At 38.2% G+C, this 15,146-nt stretch carries 16 protein-coding genes; 9 read left to right on the top strand and 7 right to left on the bottom strand.

The window, feature by feature from the left end:
* Positions 1-58: 58 nt before the first annotated feature.
* Positions 59-2,041 carry a tetratricopeptide repeat-containing sensor histidine kinase gene (locus SanaruYs_RS02385; protein ID WP_127120902.1) on the top strand — a complete coding sequence of 661 codons (1,983 nt, stop codon included), beginning with the start codon at positions 59-61 and terminating at the stop codon, positions 2,039-2,041.
* Between the two features lie 3 nt (positions 2,042-2,044).
* Here SanaruYs_RS02385 and SanaruYs_RS02380 read toward each other — a convergent pair whose 3' ends face one another.
* The 3 genes from SanaruYs_RS02380 to SanaruYs_RS02370 form a co-directional block, all read right to left on the bottom strand.
* Entirely contained in the window at positions 2,045-2,458 is a 414-nt protein-coding gene (locus SanaruYs_RS02380) for a response regulator (RefSeq protein WP_127120901.1), read from the bottom strand.
* Positions 2,459-2,535: 77 nt separating this feature from the next.
* Positions 2,536-3,144, bottom strand: a complete 609-nt coding sequence (locus tag SanaruYs_RS02375) for a trimeric intracellular cation channel family protein (protein WP_127120900.1) — start codon at positions 3,142-3,144, stop codon at positions 2,536-2,538.
* A gap of 56 nt (positions 3,145-3,200) precedes the next feature.
* Positions 3,201-4,415: an NAD(P)/FAD-dependent oxidoreductase gene (locus SanaruYs_RS02370; RefSeq protein ID WP_127120899.1), complete on the bottom strand. Its 1,215-nt coding sequence runs from the start codon at positions 4,413-4,415 to the stop codon at positions 3,201-3,203.
* A 191-nt stretch (positions 4,416-4,606) separates the two neighbouring features.
* Here SanaruYs_RS02370 and SanaruYs_RS02365 point away from each other — a divergent pair, with 191 nt between their 5' ends.
* From SanaruYs_RS02365 to SanaruYs_RS02345, 5 genes are all read left to right on the top strand, one after another.
* Positions 4,607-5,323 (top strand): energy transducer TonB, encoded by a 717-nt coding sequence (locus tag SanaruYs_RS02365; protein WP_246011815.1) that lies wholly within the window; start codon positions 4,607-4,609, stop codon positions 5,321-5,323.
* Between the two features lie 133 nt (positions 5,324-5,456).
* On the top strand, positions 5,457-6,005 hold the full coding sequence (locus tag SanaruYs_RS02360) for a lysophospholipid acyltransferase family protein (protein WP_127120898.1): 549 nt from the start codon (positions 5,457-5,459) through the stop codon (positions 6,003-6,005).
* A 37-nt stretch (positions 6,006-6,042) separates the two neighbouring features.
* The gene (locus tag SanaruYs_RS02355; protein ID WP_127120897.1) at positions 6,043-6,219 is read left to right on the top strand and encodes a PspC domain-containing protein; all 177 of its coding nucleotides are present in this window, start codon (positions 6,043-6,045) and stop codon (positions 6,217-6,219) included.
* 2 nt (positions 6,220-6,221) lie between these two features.
* Positions 6,222-6,590, top strand: coding sequence for a globin domain-containing protein (locus tag SanaruYs_RS02350; RefSeq protein ID WP_127120896.1), 369 nt, complete (start codon positions 6,222-6,224; stop codon positions 6,588-6,590).
* Between the two features lie 56 nt (positions 6,591-6,646).
* Entirely contained in the window at positions 6,647-7,114 is a 468-nt protein-coding gene (locus SanaruYs_RS02345) for a hypothetical protein (protein ID WP_127120895.1), read from the top strand.
* Here the strand turns inward: SanaruYs_RS02345 and SanaruYs_RS02340 are convergent.
* Entirely contained in the window at positions 7,111-7,941 is an 831-nt protein-coding gene (locus SanaruYs_RS02340; RefSeq protein ID WP_127120894.1) for an MBL fold metallo-hydrolase, read from the bottom strand. The two genes, SanaruYs_RS02345 and SanaruYs_RS02340, sit on opposite strands and share 4 nt — an antisense overlap.
* Before the next feature lie 81 nt (positions 7,942-8,022).
* On the opposite strand from SanaruYs_RS02340, the gene SanaruYs_RS02335 reads away from it, so the two are divergent.
* The 3 genes from SanaruYs_RS02335 to SanaruYs_RS02325 all read left to right on the top strand — a co-directional run bounded on the left by SanaruYs_RS02335 (position 8,023) and on the right by SanaruYs_RS02325 (position 10,788).
* The gene (locus SanaruYs_RS02335) at positions 8,023-8,385 is read left to right on the top strand and encodes a nuclear transport factor 2 family protein (protein ID WP_127120893.1); all 363 of its coding nucleotides are present in this window, start codon (positions 8,023-8,025) and stop codon (positions 8,383-8,385) included.
* 6 nt (positions 8,386-8,391) lie between these two features.
* Positions 8,392-8,613, top strand: coding sequence for a DUF3820 family protein (locus SanaruYs_RS02330; protein ID WP_127120892.1), 222 nt, complete (start codon positions 8,392-8,394; stop codon positions 8,611-8,613).
* A gap of 225 nt (positions 8,614-8,838) precedes the next feature.
* Positions 8,839-10,788 carry a sensor histidine kinase gene (locus SanaruYs_RS02325; protein ID WP_160118563.1) on the top strand — a complete coding sequence of 650 codons (1,950 nt, stop codon included), beginning with the start codon at positions 8,839-8,841 and terminating at the stop codon, positions 10,786-10,788.
* A 114-nt stretch (positions 10,789-10,902) separates the two neighbouring features.
* Here SanaruYs_RS02325 and SanaruYs_RS02320 read toward each other — a convergent pair whose 3' ends face one another.
* From SanaruYs_RS02320 to SanaruYs_RS02310, 3 genes are read right to left on the bottom strand one after another with little or no spacing between them, the layout of a single operon-like run.
* Positions 10,903-11,850, bottom strand: coding sequence for an NAD(P)H-dependent flavin oxidoreductase (locus SanaruYs_RS02320; protein ID WP_218022347.1), 948 nt, complete (start codon positions 11,848-11,850; stop codon positions 10,903-10,905).
* On the bottom strand, positions 11,840-14,320 hold the full coding sequence (locus SanaruYs_RS02315) for a transglycosylase domain-containing protein (protein ID WP_127120890.1): 2,481 nt from the start codon (positions 14,318-14,320) through the stop codon (positions 11,840-11,842). The genes SanaruYs_RS02320 and SanaruYs_RS02315 overlap by 11 nt, the downstream gene beginning before the upstream one ends.
* Positions 14,321-14,352: 32 nt before the next feature.
* Positions 14,353-15,126 carry a class I SAM-dependent methyltransferase gene (locus SanaruYs_RS02310; protein ID WP_127120889.1) on the bottom strand — a complete coding sequence of 258 codons (774 nt, stop codon included), beginning with the start codon at positions 15,124-15,126 and terminating at the stop codon, positions 14,353-14,355.
* Positions 15,127-15,146: the final 20 nt, after the last annotated feature.

Here is a 15,146-nt window from a genome sequence, read left to right as displayed (position 1 = left end):
CCAAATAGATAGAAGGAATCTCTCCGATTTTTTCCACCTTTGAATATACATCTAAATCATGCTGTTTCGATTCTTTTCTGTTTTTGTTTTACTATTGATCACCCTTACTGGAGTACTCGCACAAGAAAAGCAAGACCTGACCTGGTATTTGGGCTTTTTGGACTACAGTAAAAAGGATCCGGCCCTGCTGATTGAAGAAAGTAGCAAACGCTTACAGACTGCAATAGAAATACAGGATTTAGCAAGCCAGGCAAGTGAATATAAAGAACAAGGCTTATTAGCCTTAACTCGCACACACAACTATGCGCAGGCATACGATTTTTTCACTAAGGCGCTCGATATAGAGGACTCTCTTTCTCTTAACTACGAAAGAACTATTACTTATCTGGCCATAGCCCAGTTATACCATCAGGTTAAGGAACCCATCAAAAGTCTTCAGACTTTAAATAGAGGAATTGCTTTTCAGGAGAAGACGGATGATCTCAACCTTCGTGTTTACTACTACACGCAATTGGGTAAACAATACTTGGCCAATAATAATACTGCTTTGGCAATAGAGCAATACGAAGTAGTTTTAGAACTGCTAGCTGATATTAATAAACCAAGTTTAAAAGGAGAAGCTTATTACAATATAGCCAATGCTATCTCTATTGATGGTGACTTTGAAAAAGCACTGAAGTATTATAAAATGGCCTTGAATGAATACCGCTCAGTGAAGGAAAAAAAGCGAGAAGCTATTGCGCTTAATGATATAGCCAAACTCTATAAAAATAATAAAAACTATGAACGGGCCCTTGCCAACTATAATGCTGCGCTTGAAATACGACAAAGTCTAAAAGATAAACCAGGCATTGCGCAGACATACAACGATGTAGCTATTCTATATTTTGATAAGCAAAATATACAGCAGGCCATCCCTAATCTTGAGTTGGCACTGGCAGAAGCTAAGGAAATTAATGCCACTGGTGAAACAAGAAGAAGTTATGAATACCTATATCTATGCTACAAAAACCTAAACGATTTTCAACGGGCATTGTATTATCTGGAACAATTTACAAGCTATAATGAAATGTTGCAGCAGGAAAATGATCAATCCAGTATATTATCAAAAGAAGCAGCACGAGAAATAGCCATACAGGAATCTAAAGTTGAAAAGCTTGAAATAGAAAGGCTTCAACGAGAGAAGGAACTACAAACTCAAAAAGAATTCAGGAGACTTCTCATGATCGGTATGGCATTGGTTGCCATTATTGCCTCACTAATTTTTATACTTTACATTTCTAAACGCAGGGCTAACAGACTACTGGCTGCATCTAATGAAAGAATACAACAACAAAACCTGCAGTTGCAGGACTTAAATGCGACAAAGGATAAGTTTTTTTCCATTATCAGTCACGATTTAAAAGGACCGCTCAATTCCTTAACCTCTTTCTCAGGCTTATTAATTAACCATACAGATAAACTCAGCAAAGAAGACATACAGATGCTGGCCACTGACCTTGATAAATCTGTAAAAAACCTCTTTGCCCTTCTTGAGAATCTATTAGAGTGGTCGCGTTCTCAAACCGGTAATATTGAGTTTAAACCGGAAGCAATTGACTTGACTGAGATTCTGAATGAAAACAAATCATTGCTGGAGGCACAGGCTAACGCTAAAAATATTAATATAGAACAACTCGTTCATCAGCCTATGCCCTTAAAGGCACATAGGCATTCCGTTACCACTGTCGTTCGAAATCTACTTTCCAATGCAATAAAGTTCACTCCTGAGGGCGGCACCATTAGTTTGAACATGGAAAAAGAAAATCGATTTGTAAAAGTCAGCGTTCGCGATACTGGTGTGGGTATGAGTCCAGAAGTAATGGACAAGCTATTTCGCATTGACAGTAAACATAGTACCAAAGGTACAGCTAATGAAAAGGGAACCGGACTGGGTTTGATTCTATGTAAAGATTTTATAGAAAAGAATGGAGGACAAATTGGAGTTAGCAGCGAACTTAACAAAGGCTCAGTGTTCTACTTCACACTACCCTTGGCTTAAACTTTAAGAGAATAACTTTTTAAAGAAACCTTTGTCAGCATCCTTTTTATGAAGTGAATCCAATGCTGTCTTCAGTCTAACTAAAGAAGCTGAATTTTTAATAATGTATTGTTCTGCACCTAGTTGCATTACTTCTGCTTTTATAGATTCATCATCAAGCGAAGTGTAATAAATTACAGGAATACTCTTATAACTTAGTCTTAATTGCTTGAGGTAATCCAACCCGGTTTTACCTTCCTTATCACCAAAAAAATGATCAAGCACCACAGCAAAAGGTTTTTCTTTGAGTTTAGGCAGCATATCCTGCGGATGCTCAAAGGTCTGTACGGCATAATCACCCAGAATTTCTTCAAAATGAACTTGCAACATTTTTTGTTGCACTAGATTATCTTCAACAATAAATACCAACTTTTTCATGAATCAAAAATTAAGGGTCAATATAGGTTAGTCGTCTTAGGCATCTCTTAATATGCAAATATAACTAACTGAAGGACTTAGCGTTTAAAATTAGGCAAGGTTAGTTTGTACTTAATAGACACTATTCGAAAAACAAAGATTACTGCACTCGAAATAATCAGGTTGATATCCCTGTCAAGGTTAAGCTTAACCAAAATTAAATAGACTACTGCCCCCAGCAGGCAGGCCGTTGCGTAGATTTCCTTTTTAAAAAGCACCGGTGTTTCATTGGTTAGCACATCGCGGATAACACCTCCCATAACTGCACTAAACATACCCATAATAGCGGCAATCTCAGGCTGAACACCAAGACTAAGTGCTTTTTCTACCCCGATAATGGTAAAAAAGGATATACCAATGGTATCGAATAAAACAAAGGTTCGCTTAAGTTGTATCAGGTATTTGAAAAAGAAATAAGCTGTGATCACACCAAGCAGAATGGCGTAGAGAAAATTAATATCACCAATCCATACCAATGGATAACTTCCCAGCATGATGTCTCTTAGGGTACCACCACCTATAGCAGTGACAAAACCCATAAAACCCGCACCGAATAAATCATCATGCTGATCGCGTACAGCCAAAGCACCCGAAATAGCAAAGAAGAAGGTGCCAAGCAATTCCAACACATACTGCAACGTTGTCATGTTGCTAAAGTACAGAGAATATTACTTAAGCACCTACCAGGCAACATCAGATAATTTTACGGAAGCATTGATAAGCCATGCTTGAATTTGAACAAGAAGTACTTTTCAATAAGCATTTTACCCCAGTCGTTAAAAATGTTGGGTATCATTACTGCAAAGTTTCTTGGCCGAAACAGACGATCTCCGAATATAATAACTTCTTTGTGTCCGGCATCCATAACACACACAGCAGGTATTTTTCCCCAATCCCGTTTCTTAAATTCTGATTTGCCTTCAATTGCTGCAATAATATTTTTAGCCGCAATCTTGGCTGATACTTCCGTTGGGAAGCCTGTTTTTGGTACACCGAAAGGCACTACACATTTAAAAGGTGCTTTTACTTCGACAGCCAAACCAACCGCATAAACATTTTTATAAGTTATATGCTGATAACCTTCATTGCAAACGACAAAACCTTTTTCATCCACCAATTCCGGAGACTGTTTCATGGCTTCAGCACCAATAAAAGGCGGCATCATCATGGCCATTTTGTAGGGAAGTACCTGACCATTTTTAAGATAAATCTTATCCTTTTCGATTTTGTCAACAGACGCATCAGTAATCCAATTGATGTTATACATTTTCATGAAAGCCTCCAACATGGTTTGACCGCCAGTGATGCCGCCAATACCAAAGTGCCCCAGATAAGGTTCGGGCGTAAACCAAGTAAGGCTAACTTTATTCCGAACTCCCCTTCTTCTCAATTCTTTATCCATGTTAAACAGATATTCATAGGCTGCACCCATACAACTAGCACCTTGTGTGGCACCTACAACCACAGGGCCGGGATCTTTAACCAACTCCTCAAAACGTTCTAAAGCTCTTTCACCATACTTAGGCAACACAATGTTCTCAATCATTCCTTTTTCTGGATGTAGGTTCTCTACTATATTGAAGTTCATTTGAATACCTGTTGATATCACAAGATAGTCATAGGTTAATTTGCCATGTTGTTCAGTCAGAACTTCGTTGAGTTTAGGATCAACGCTTACCGCTTTATCCTGAATAAAATCAATACCCTTTTTAGCAAAGATGGGACTGATTGGAAATTTAATATCAGTCATTTTTCGCCTTCCAAATGGCACCCATATCATTGAAGGGATATAGGTAAAATCAGTCGTTGGTGAAATCACGGTAACGATTGCCTTTTCTTTTAGTTTACGCTTAAGTTCCATAGCAGCAGTGGCACCACCAAAGTTGCTTCCTAAAACAATAATTTGCCTGGTTTTCATAGTCTTATGCTTTTGTTAATACTAATTTCACTACACAACACAACATTTGGTGTAACTACAGTCACACAAAAGCACTGATCATTGTCAGTCATCAAAATGATAATACTCAGTTATTACTCACCTTACAAATATCAGTTGACGGGCTAAGTTATCTCATAGCTGATGTGTTCATATTAAAATACTTTCGATATATGACACACACAGACATACACCCCTATATGGAACCTAAAAAATATAAACATGCTGATCTGCTAGAGTACAGACCATTGTTTTTAAGTTTAGGTTTAACCACGTCTCTACTTTTGGTTATTTTTGCTTTTCAGATTAAAACTAAAAACAGCAAAGAACTAACCCAGTTGGGCAACACCAATGTTGCAATCGAGGAAATTCTAGAAATACCCTCTACAACAATTACACCACCACCACCAACTATACTATTACCAAAAATTACCGAGGTGCCTGACGAAGTTGAAATTCTGGAAGAAGTCGATGTTAACTTTGATGTGGAAATCAGTGCTGATACAAAGTTGCAAGAAATAGTACTTACTGCAACAACTGTTGTTGATGATGAACTTGAAAAGGCAGATCAGATTTTCATTGTGGTGGAAGAAAGTGCGGTACCCAATGGGGGCATGCCGGCTTTCTATAAAATGGCCTCAGAAAATTTACGGTACCCTGCACAAGCCAGAAGAATGAATGTTGAAGGGAAAGTATTCATTGAATTCGTAGTTGACAAAGAAGGTAAAATAGGTGATATTGTTATAGTAAAAGGTATAGGTGCCGGATGCGATGAAGAAGCCATAAGAATCTTGAAGCTATCGCCTGATTGGCAGCCAGCCAAACAACGCGGCAAGCCCGTAAAACAAAGAATTGTACTTCCTATATTCTTTAAATTGGCCAAAACATAAATAAGAATTACACCATAGGAAAATCCATAGCTCCATCGAGATTAACCTTCCTTAAACCACTAAATTATTTTCAGTCTGGTCTATATTCATTCAAAGCAAAGTTGCATTTTGCAAGTCAATAGACAGCAAACCGATGAAGTGGCTTTGTAAACTTTATTTGAAGATGATTGGCTGGAAGACAGCCAGTGTTCTTGATCCATCTGTAAAACAATGCGTTTTGGTAGCTGCGCCACACACCAGCAACTGGGATTACCCCATCTCTCTGGCAACCCTTTATGCAAATGGTGTTAAGGTTCGCTTTCTTGGTAAAAAATCGCTCTTTAATTTTCCGTTAGGTATACTCATGCGTGCTACAGGCGGCATACCAGTTGACCGCTCAAAGCATAATAATCTGGTCGATAATATGATTGCCATGTTTAAAGAACATGAAGAGTTAATCCTTATGATTCCTGTAGAAGGTACGCGCAGTTATGTGAAGGAATGGAAGTCAGGATTTTACCATACTGCTCTTGGTGCAAAAGTACCTATCGTTATGGGCTACCTCGACTATGGAAAAAAAACTGCAGGCTTTGGCGATCTTTTCTACCCCACTGGTGATTATGAAAAGGACTTGATTGCCATTCAGAATTTTTATAGGCAGTTTACCGCTAAACATCCAGAAAAATCAAGCTTAAACACTTAGGAATTTGTAAATTGATTAATCAATTAAAAATAAAGCTATGTCTAAAAAATTAGTTAAAGGAAAAAAAATGATCATGGGTGTATGTAGTGGTTTGGCAGACTACTTTCAACTTGACCCTACACTAGTGCGCATTGCATTTTTGATTGCACTTTTATTTTTTGGAACCGGCTTATTGCTTTATGTAATCCTGGCTGTTGTCATGCCTTCTGAATAGTAATGGAGCAAACCTTTTTTGATAAAATTGGAGAAGAGAATATCACCTTATTAGTCACAAGGTTTTACGACCTTGTGTTTGAGGATAAGACTATTGCTCCCTTGTTCAAAACGGACAAGGAATTGATTAAAGAAAAGCAAAGGATGTTTCTTACTCAATTTTTTGGTGGGCCTTCTTTATACTCTGATGTTTATGGTCATCCTAAAATGCGCGCACGACACATGCCTCATCCCATTGGTGGAAAGGAGGCAGAAGCCTGGCTATCATGCATGTCGCAAGCCATTAATACTTTACCTATAGAAGAAAAAATAAAGCAGGACATGATGCAAAGACTTATTCCTACAGCCATGTTTATGGTGAATAAGGAATAGAGGTAATAATTCAAAATTTGAAATTTGAAATTTTGAATAAACAATAAACTATTCCCATGAAAAACATTAGCATCGGACTTATCATCTTCATGTTGAGTGTCTGTTATATTTTAGTTTTATATAACCTTGCCTTCGATTTTAATCAGCTTATCAAACAAGGTGACTTGAGTTGGTCTTATATTATTAACTACAGAAAAGAAGACCTGCTAATCTTATTGCTTATACTATTATCTGCAACAGGACTTGTGGTAAGAGAGGCAAAGGGATGGATTTTAACGACACAATTCTTTTACTCACTCATGGGGGCAATTATTACTGTGCTTATTGAATTAGATAACTTGCTCCCTTCAATCAATTCTCTCACTTATCTTTTAGCTATACTCGCTTTGATTTTGCCAATAGTACTCATGAACACAAAAAAACTAAAACAGTTTTACAAGCTGGATGAAGCTGCTAACATGTGGATTAATAATGCAATAGCCATTACCATCGCGGTATTAGTAGGTTTGTTTATGTGGACTTAAAACAGGTTCAATTGCAATCCTTCTGGGACTACAATCGTTGGTTTAGCATTCGCACTCATACTTCCATCAATAAGAAACAAAGGTGTTTCTCTATCTCTGGGTGCTACAAGTACTTGGCTTTTATGCTCGAAATTTTGAAAAGCCGCCAGGGCTCGCTCGGGAGAGTTATTATTTCGCGACAAATGTGATAAGAATACATGACTGAGAAAATCAGGCCTGTGTTGCATCAGCAAAGTAGCTGCTTCATGATTTGAAATGTGGCCAAATCCGTTTCTGATTCTGTTTTTTAACGATAAAGGATAGCCACCTTTATCCAGCATTTCCGTATCATAATTGGATTCGAGAAATACCGCATGGCACATTTTAAAATGCTCAATTACATGATTACATGCTCTGCCAATATCGGTTATTACACCAACACGAATACCATTATGGTGTACAACAAAACTGTGCGGATCAACAGCATCATGTTTTTTGGGAAATGGTACAACTTGTAAATCACCAACTTTTATTGTTTGGTTTTTAACAAATTCATGTACCTGTACTTTTGATAAGGAAAGATTTGCCGCGCGATGAGTGGCCGGAGTTATATAGACAGGAATATCAAATTTCGATGCGAAAGCAGGTACACCATGTATGTGGTCACCATGCTCGTGCGACACAAAAATGGCTTTAACTTGGTTAGGGTTCAGGTTGAGTCGCTTCATTCGTTTTTCAACCTCTCTGCATGAAATACCTACATCAATCAAAACTGCTTCATGCGCATTCCCAACATAATAGCAATTGCCATTACTTCCTGAGTTTAATGATGCTGTATATAAGGCCATCTGTGGTAAATGTAAACATGTTGCAAAAGAAATCACAAGGTCTGTCGTGCTTCTTTTCAATACAATTATATTTACGCTGAAATGACAAACGAAGACCTCATAAAACTGGCTAAAAACTGGATGGCTGCTTTTAACAGCAAAAATCTGGAGGCATTACTAGCATTGTACCATGAGGACGCACAGCATTATAGTCCTAAACTAAAAGTTAGGCAACCAGAAACAAAAGGACTTATTCAATACAAGCAAAACCTACGTATTTGGTGGCAAGATGCCTTCGACCGCTTACCCAGCCTGCAATATGAGCTAATCAGACTAACACCTTTTGAGGATCGGGTGTTTATGGAGTATACCAGGCGCGTTGACCAAGAGGATGACCTTTATGTTGGTGAAATGCTGGAAGTTAAACAAGGCCTTATTCACTTTTCTTCTGTCTTTCACCGTTAGACAAATATGTCGTTTGATCCCACCCTTTTATTAGACTTGGTACGCATGCGCATGCCCTTTGGCAAATACAAAGGTGTAATCCTGTGCAACTTACCTGTATCCTACCTTGAATGGTTTCAACGGAAGGGCTACCCGAATGGTAAATTAGGGATGCTGCTACAAACCATGTTTGAGATTAAATTAAACGGACTGGACTACCTTTTGGATCCTCTTAAAGGCAAGGCTTAATATCTTGATTACCAATAGAAACCCTATGTTATGCAAAAATGAACAATGCATTTTGTTTAATGTTGCTTGCGTCATTGAATTACTCCTGGCTCGGTCATAAAACGAGCAAACAAATTAAATTCCGTCAAAAAAAATACATGCTGAATTTTTCTCTGATTTAGTTAAATTACGCTGGTTTGTAATGCTTTAATCATGTTCTTAACACCACAAAGCCTCAAGTGCTACATGCTCTTAGGGTTATTTGCTTTTATTTCTTCACTCACCTATGCGCAGGTAAACTATAGCCTGCATGATACTGAGAGGCATCGCTTAGATGCTCATGTACAAATCTATATTGATGACAGCGAGAAATTAAGTCATCCAGATATATTAAAAAATGATATTCAACAACAATTTATAAACAGTAGTGGCGATTTACAATTCGGTTATAGTAAAGCTACCATTTGGCTGAAGTTTTCTGTGAAAAAAACTACCTCTGATGCTGAGTGGCTACTTGAACTTCCTGCACCTTTTCTTGAATTCGTTGATTTCTATCAACTACAAACAGATAGTACTTGGTCACACCATGAGTCCGGTTACTACAGACCGCAAAGCAAAAGAGTTATTTCTCACACCTCACACTTAGAGCCGCTGGTGTTTGGAAGTGATTCATTAAGTCATGTGTATATAAAAATAGCCGGAAGAAGTCCAAAAACCTTCCCGGTTTACATTCTTGAAAAAGAACATTTTTATCAAAAGACAAGGTTTGAAGATATTGGGTATGGCATTTTCTTTGGCATTCTCCTTGTCATGTTTTTCTATAACCTTGTAATTTACCTGACACTAAATCAAATTAATTACTTATTGTACATCTGCACCATTGTTTGTACTTTTTTCATTTTTGCTTCAGCAACAGGGTATGCAGGAAAATACTTATGGCCTGAATATCCTGATTTGAATTTTTATGCAGGACGGCTGTCCTTAACAGTCATCACTATTTTTCTGGCCATTTTTACTATTCGTTTTTTGGAAGTAAAGCAATACTCCAAAACGATGTATTATATTCTATACTCACTTCCTTTCCTTGCAATCATTACGGGAGTACTTACCGCTACTGGCATTATGTCTTCGGCCAATAATAATTTAATTTCTATTTCTACGCTTGTTTATTTAGCTACTGGTATTGTTTGTCGGTTAAAAGGCAACAAGACTGCAAACTTTTTTATTGCTGCCTGGAGCTTTTATTTGGTAGGCGGACTTCTTCTTACACTTCGCAACTCAGGTGTGCTCGTTTTTAATTTTTGGACGACTCACTTTGTAGAGATTGGAGCAGTGCTGGAAACTACTATTATTGCCATTGCTTTGGGTGATCGGTACAGACGCTATAAAGAAGAGAAAGAAGAAATACAATTACAGGCGCTTCAATTACAGCAAGAGGCTAATGAGCGTCTGGAGTTAAAGGTAAAAGAAAGGACGGAAGAACTTCAGCAGACACTCGATACCATCAAACTTCAAAAAGAAATAATTGAAGATAAAAATGCTGAACTAGATGCATTCTTCTACAGAATCTCTCATGACCTGAAAGGTCCGATTGCCTCTCTCCTTGGCCTTAATACGCTGGCCACAATGGACATAAAGGATGAGTTGGCACTAGACTACTTGAATAAACACCACAGTCAGGTAGAAAGACTTAATCAAATCATAAATGGACTGATCAATCTCACCAGGCTCAATAATGCTACTTTACAACGTGAGGCTATCGATTTTGAAAAATTGATAAACGATTGTATTGAATCATCACGCAGTCTACACAGTTTTGAAAAGATCACTTTTAAACGAGATATCGAAATTAATGCTACCTATCATACTGAATGGACACTGTTAAATGCTATTGTTCAAAATTTAATAGAGAATGCAGTAAAATATTGTAGTACTGTAAATCCTTATGTGCATATCTATGTTAAAACAGATGAGAGGGGACTAAACATTAAAGTGAAAGATAATGGTGCAGGAATTTCTGAAGAATACCAAAGTAAAATATTTGAAATGTTTTACAGAGCCAGTCAGCATGCACAGGGTAGCGGACTAGGGCTATACATTTTAAAACGATCTGTCGACAGACTTCAAGGTACAATTGAAGTTGAAAGTAAGATTGGAGAAGGCTCCTGTTTTACTGTACAACTACCTCCATTATAAAGCATCATTAAAGATTACTCATTAATTTAGAATACAATTCTACCTTAAAATACCAATTATCAAGTCGCTAGTGGGTCGAAGCCCGCAGCTAATTACCTGATACTCCATGTAAGTCTAAGCCTTATATCCATTGGTAAGGTCTGCAACAATCTCTTTCATTGGTCTTATGGCTTTAACGTATTCAATAGAAGGACCTGCACACCAAAGCGTTTTATAAGTCGCACCAAAAGCCGCTTTCTCAATCGCCTTCATGCCTTTCAGCGCTATAAACAATTTGATGTATTTCTTTAAGCGTTTGTTTTTATTCATTAACCGTTCCAGCCAATTCGCCTCTGTACCAAGCTCTTGCACATAAGGTGTATTAATAACAGTAAGTGCTGAACCCGAGAGTTTGGTTGTTCTGACAATATCTTTAGCTCCATAATCAATCATTGCTTGTTTATAATCTGGTGTTACCGGTGCTTCTTCACTGGCAATAAAAATAGTACCTACCGATACACCTGCTGCCCCCCAGCGCATTACTTCATTCAAATGTGAAGCATTAGCTATACCGCCTGCTGAAATAATGGGGATCGTTAAATTAGCCTTTAAGAGGCTTATCAATTCCTGAGGTTTAATGTTGCCCGCATGCCCTCCTGCTTCACTGTTCACGGCAATCACTGCATCAGCACCTAATTCCTCTACCTTTTTTGCATAAGCCAGGTCTACCACATCGCAGAAAACTTTTATGCCTATTGGTTTGCAGCGTGCAATGACTTCCTTTGGATTTCCTAGAGAGGTGATAATAAAGGCTACTTTCTTTTCAACTAAAATATCTAATTGTCCTTTGTATTTTGGGTTTGATTTGTTTACAATCAGATTAACGCCAAAGGGTTTGTTTGTGTACGCTTTAATCTCATCAATTGCTTTTCTCAACTCATCATCTGTTCTGTAATTCAAAGCAGGAAATGCAGCGGTAATACCATTGTCTAGTGCAGCTTTAATCATAGCTGTATTGGATATTAAGAACATTGGCGCTACAATAATCGGGTAATCAATACCTAACATTTTATCAATTGTCATCACTATCGGTTTCGTTTTCTGATTCAACAATTTTAATCAAGTTCGCTCGTGCTATGCTGTCGCGTTTCTCTTGCTGCCTTTGCATTCTAAGTTTTCTATTATAAAGCTGTTCAAGAAAACTTTCGCCTGCTTTAGCAGTCGTATCAGCTTCAATTAAAGAATCTCTTTTAAAGGCGCTCAATTCTATTTTTTTGATAAGTGTGGAGTCAAGCTCATATAAATCACAATCAAGCATTTTCTTCCAATCTTCTTCCAGTTCAGGAAACTTAGCTTCGGCAATCATTTCAAATTGCTTGTCGTTCACCACTTGATTTAAAAAATAACCTGTAATAGGCAAAGCAGTACTCGCCCCCTGCCCTAATTCAGTACTTCTAAACCTGATGCGTGGGTCGTCAGCTCCTACCCACGAACCAATTACCAAGCGTGGTGAAACGGCCATGAACCAACCATCAGCATTCGCTTGTGTTGTACCCGTTTTACCCCCTACCTCCATGTTATATACCCCATATTTCCAACGAAGTCGTGAAGCAGTTCCCTCTGTCACCACAGTTCGCAGCATAGCATTTGTTATAGCACTTGCCTTATCCGACAATACTTTTTTCCTTGGCTCTTTCGGCATCAAGGCTGGAAATACGTTGCCGTCCTGATCAGTAATAGAGGATATCAACACAGGCATTACGCGTTCACCACCATTGGCAAAAGTGGTATAAGCAGTTGTCATTTCCATTAACGAAACGGAAGCAGAACCAAGTGAGATAGAAGGCACATCAGGCAGCTCACTCACTATTCCCATTTCCCTGGCGAGACGTATGGTATTGTCAACACCTGCTTTTAAAATGGCCTTGACTGCGATAGTATTAACTGAGTATGCCATGGCGCCACGCATTGAATATTTTACCTCATAATCATTTTGTGAATTTCTTGGTGTCCACTCTTCACCTTCTTTATCAATGTAAGTTTCTCGGTTAGCCATCACCAAATCGCAAGGTGCTATACCTTGCTCAACGGCTGTGGCATACACAATGGGTTTAAAAATTGATCCCACCTGTCGCTTGGTTGATTCCCGTACATGGTCATATTGAAAAAAGTCATGATCAATACCTCCTACCCAGGCTACTACATAACCATTTTGCGGATCCATGGCCAGCAAACCAGCATTTAAAAATTGCAAGTGGTGTTTTACTGAATCAATAGGACTCATTAATACCTCTTTGTCTCCACGCCAGGAGAATAGGCGTGTCGGAATTTTCTTACCTAACTCTTTTAGTATCTCCTCTTCAGTCAAGCCTTCTTCCTCTAAATACTTGTATCGATTTGTTCTTCTCAGTGCATCTTCTGCAATAGCTGGGTTGCTTTTAAAGATACCATCTTGTCCCCAATGTGCTAAAAATTGCTTTTGCACCTCTGTCATTTGTTGAACCACAGCCTTTTCGGCATAGCGTTGTAACTTTGAATCCAGTGTAGTATAAATCTTCAGACCATCAGTATAAATGTTGTAAACTTCACCATCTTCATTTGGATGTTCATTAAACCATCGCTGCAATTCTATACGTAAATATTCTTTAAAGTAGGGCGCCAAAGGTGTTTGATTTATTGTCTTAGAATATTTTAGTGATAGTGGCAAACGTTTAAGAGAATCAGCCCGTAACGAATCAATGAACTCATACTTTTTCATTTGACCAATAACAACATTTCTTCGGGTCAAAGCTCTTTCAGGAAACAGCCGTGGGTTATAGGAATGCGTAGCTTTAAGCATACCAATAAGCAATGCCGCCTGATGAGGTTGTAACATTGAAGCTGGCACAGAAAAAAAACGATTTGATGCTGATTCAATTCCAAAAGTCTGGTCTGCAAATGAGACTGTATTGAGGTACATAGTAATAATTTCTTCTTTGGAATAAATGTTCTCAATGCGAATGGCCGTAATCATTTCGCGTGTTTTATTGAGTAACATTGAAGCAATCCAAAATCGCTTTCGCGGATATAAGTTTTTAGCAAGTTGTTGCGTAATGGTGCTTCCCCCGCCAGAAGATTCATCGCCCATAATAACGGAGCGGATTAATACACGCCCCATGCTGGCATAGTCGATACCGCTGTGTTGTTTAAAACGTATGTCCTCGGTAGCGATTAAAGCATCTAACACTACTGGAGCAATGGCCTCGTAAGCAACTTCTGTCCTATCCTGAATATAAAATTTACCAATTAAAACACTGTCTGCCGTGTAAACCTCAGATGGCAACTGATTGCTTATGTTTCGTAATGCACTTTTACTGGGTACTTGAATCCAGACAATAAACAATAAAAGTAAGGGTGGACCAAAAATGGAGGCGGCTATTATGGACAACCATTTTTGTTTGGGGTGTGTACTATAATACGCCCTTAGCTGTTGGTAGCGTTGTACGCTAAATTTCCAGATGATACTACTCCACGCTTTTAGAAAGCTTTTAAAATGGTAAAGAGTTGAATGCATAGGTAAAAGCGAGAAGTAAGATAGTCAGCTTTTCAGATCACAAGCAAACTTGTCTCCACTTTTTTACACTCTACGAGCCAATCCCAAGGATATGGCGACTTCATCCAGTCCGGAACGGTTGAAAACTCAGTGTTCCAGTCATATTCTATCTTCTTTATAGCCTTAACTTGAAACCCAGCTTCTCGTAAAATGACCTCCAACTCGGGTGCAGCATAGTGTTTGGTTGGCACTCCGTTAATATGAACATTACCTCTTAAAATTTCTTTCTTCGGGCTTTTAAAATAAGCTAGTTCACTGTTGGGGATATCATCGAGTGCAACACCTTCCTTTTGATACCAGTCGATTAAACGCCAGCTGGCAAACATCATGGATTCTATTGATGGTAATACCAGTAAAGCATGTCCACCTGGTTTAAGTGAACGTTGAATATTTTTGAACATGGTGTAGTTCTTCTCGATTTCCGGAAGCATGATAACGTTGCAACAAAAAGCAAAATCAACTTTAGGGAATTTCAAATCAGGTTTTGATAAATCTGCCTTAATCAACGATATGTTTGTATAGGGTTGTTTCTTAGCCTGATTGAGTAAGCGTGCTGAAATATCAGTACCAATTACTTTTTTAAACAAAGGAGACAAATGAGGGAAAGCTTTACCTATACCACAACCAAAATCTATAGCTGTATGTTTTTTGTTGGCATGCTTCTGGAAATACTTCGGTAATATTTTATTCTTATCGCTGGCAAAGACATCGAAGATTTCGTCTTTGTATGATGTTCCTATCGTATTCCAATGCTTTTCTTGATTCATCCTAAACAATTTACTTTAAT

The organism is Chryseotalea sanaruensis, from assembly GCF_003990915.1.
GTDB classification, from domain to species: Bacteria; Bacteroidota; Bacteroidia; order Cytophagales; family Cyclobacteriaceae; genus Chryseotalea; species Chryseotalea sanaruensis.
Note: the sequence above shows the minus strand (reverse complement) of the source record. Positions and strands in the feature narration are given on the sequence as shown.

Coding starts and splice junctions, on each gene's coding strand:
- SanaruYs_RS02335 (WP_127120893.1), top strand. CDS start 8,023: ATGACAAACGAAGACCTCATAAAACTGGCTAAAAACTGGATGGCTGCT.
- SanaruYs_RS02325 (WP_160118563.1), top strand. CDS start 8,839: ATGCTCTTAGGGTTATTTGCTTTTATTTCTTCACTCACCTATGCGCAG.
- SanaruYs_RS02350 (WP_127120896.1), top strand. CDS start 6,222: ATGGAGCAAACCTTTTTTGATAAAATTGGAGAAGAGAATATCACCTTA.
- SanaruYs_RS02375 (WP_127120900.1), bottom strand. CDS start 3,144: ATGACAACGTTGCAGTATGTGTTGGAATTGCTTGGCACCTTCTTCTTT.
- SanaruYs_RS02360 (WP_127120898.1), top strand. CDS start 5,457: ATGAAGTGGCTTTGTAAACTTTATTTGAAGATGATTGGCTGGAAGACA.
- SanaruYs_RS02310 (WP_127120889.1), bottom strand. CDS start 15,126: ATGAATCAAGAAAAGCATTGGAATACGATAGGAACATCATACAAAGAC.
- SanaruYs_RS02340 (WP_127120894.1), bottom strand. CDS start 7,941: ATGGCCTTATATACAGCATCATTAAACTCAGGAAGTAATGGCAATTGC.
- SanaruYs_RS02355 (WP_127120897.1), top strand. CDS start 6,043: ATGTCTAAAAAATTAGTTAAAGGAAAAAAAATGATCATGGGTGTATGT.
- SanaruYs_RS02370 (WP_127120899.1), bottom strand. CDS start 4,415: ATGAAAACCAGGCAAATTATTGTTTTAGGAAGCAACTTTGGTGGTGCC.
- SanaruYs_RS02345 (WP_127120895.1), top strand. CDS start 6,647: ATGAAAAACATTAGCATCGGACTTATCATCTTCATGTTGAGTGTCTGT.
- SanaruYs_RS02330 (WP_127120892.1), top strand. CDS start 8,392: ATGTCGTTTGATCCCACCCTTTTATTAGACTTGGTACGCATGCGCATG.
- SanaruYs_RS02320 (WP_218022347.1), bottom strand. CDS start 11,850: ATGACAATTGATAAAATGTTAGGTATTGATTACCCGATTATTGTAGCG.
- SanaruYs_RS02365 (WP_246011815.1), top strand. CDS start 4,607: ATGACACACACAGACATACACCCCTATATGGAACCTAAAAAATATAAA.
- SanaruYs_RS02380 (WP_127120901.1), bottom strand. CDS start 2,458: ATGAAAAAGTTGGTATTTATTGTTGAAGATAATCTAGTGCAACAAAAA.
- SanaruYs_RS02315 (WP_127120890.1), bottom strand. CDS start 14,320: ATGCATTCAACTCTTTACCATTTTAAAAGCTTTCTAAAAGCGTGGAGT.
- SanaruYs_RS02385 (WP_127120902.1), top strand. CDS start 59: ATGCTGTTTCGATTCTTTTCTGTTTTTGTTTTACTATTGATCACCCTT.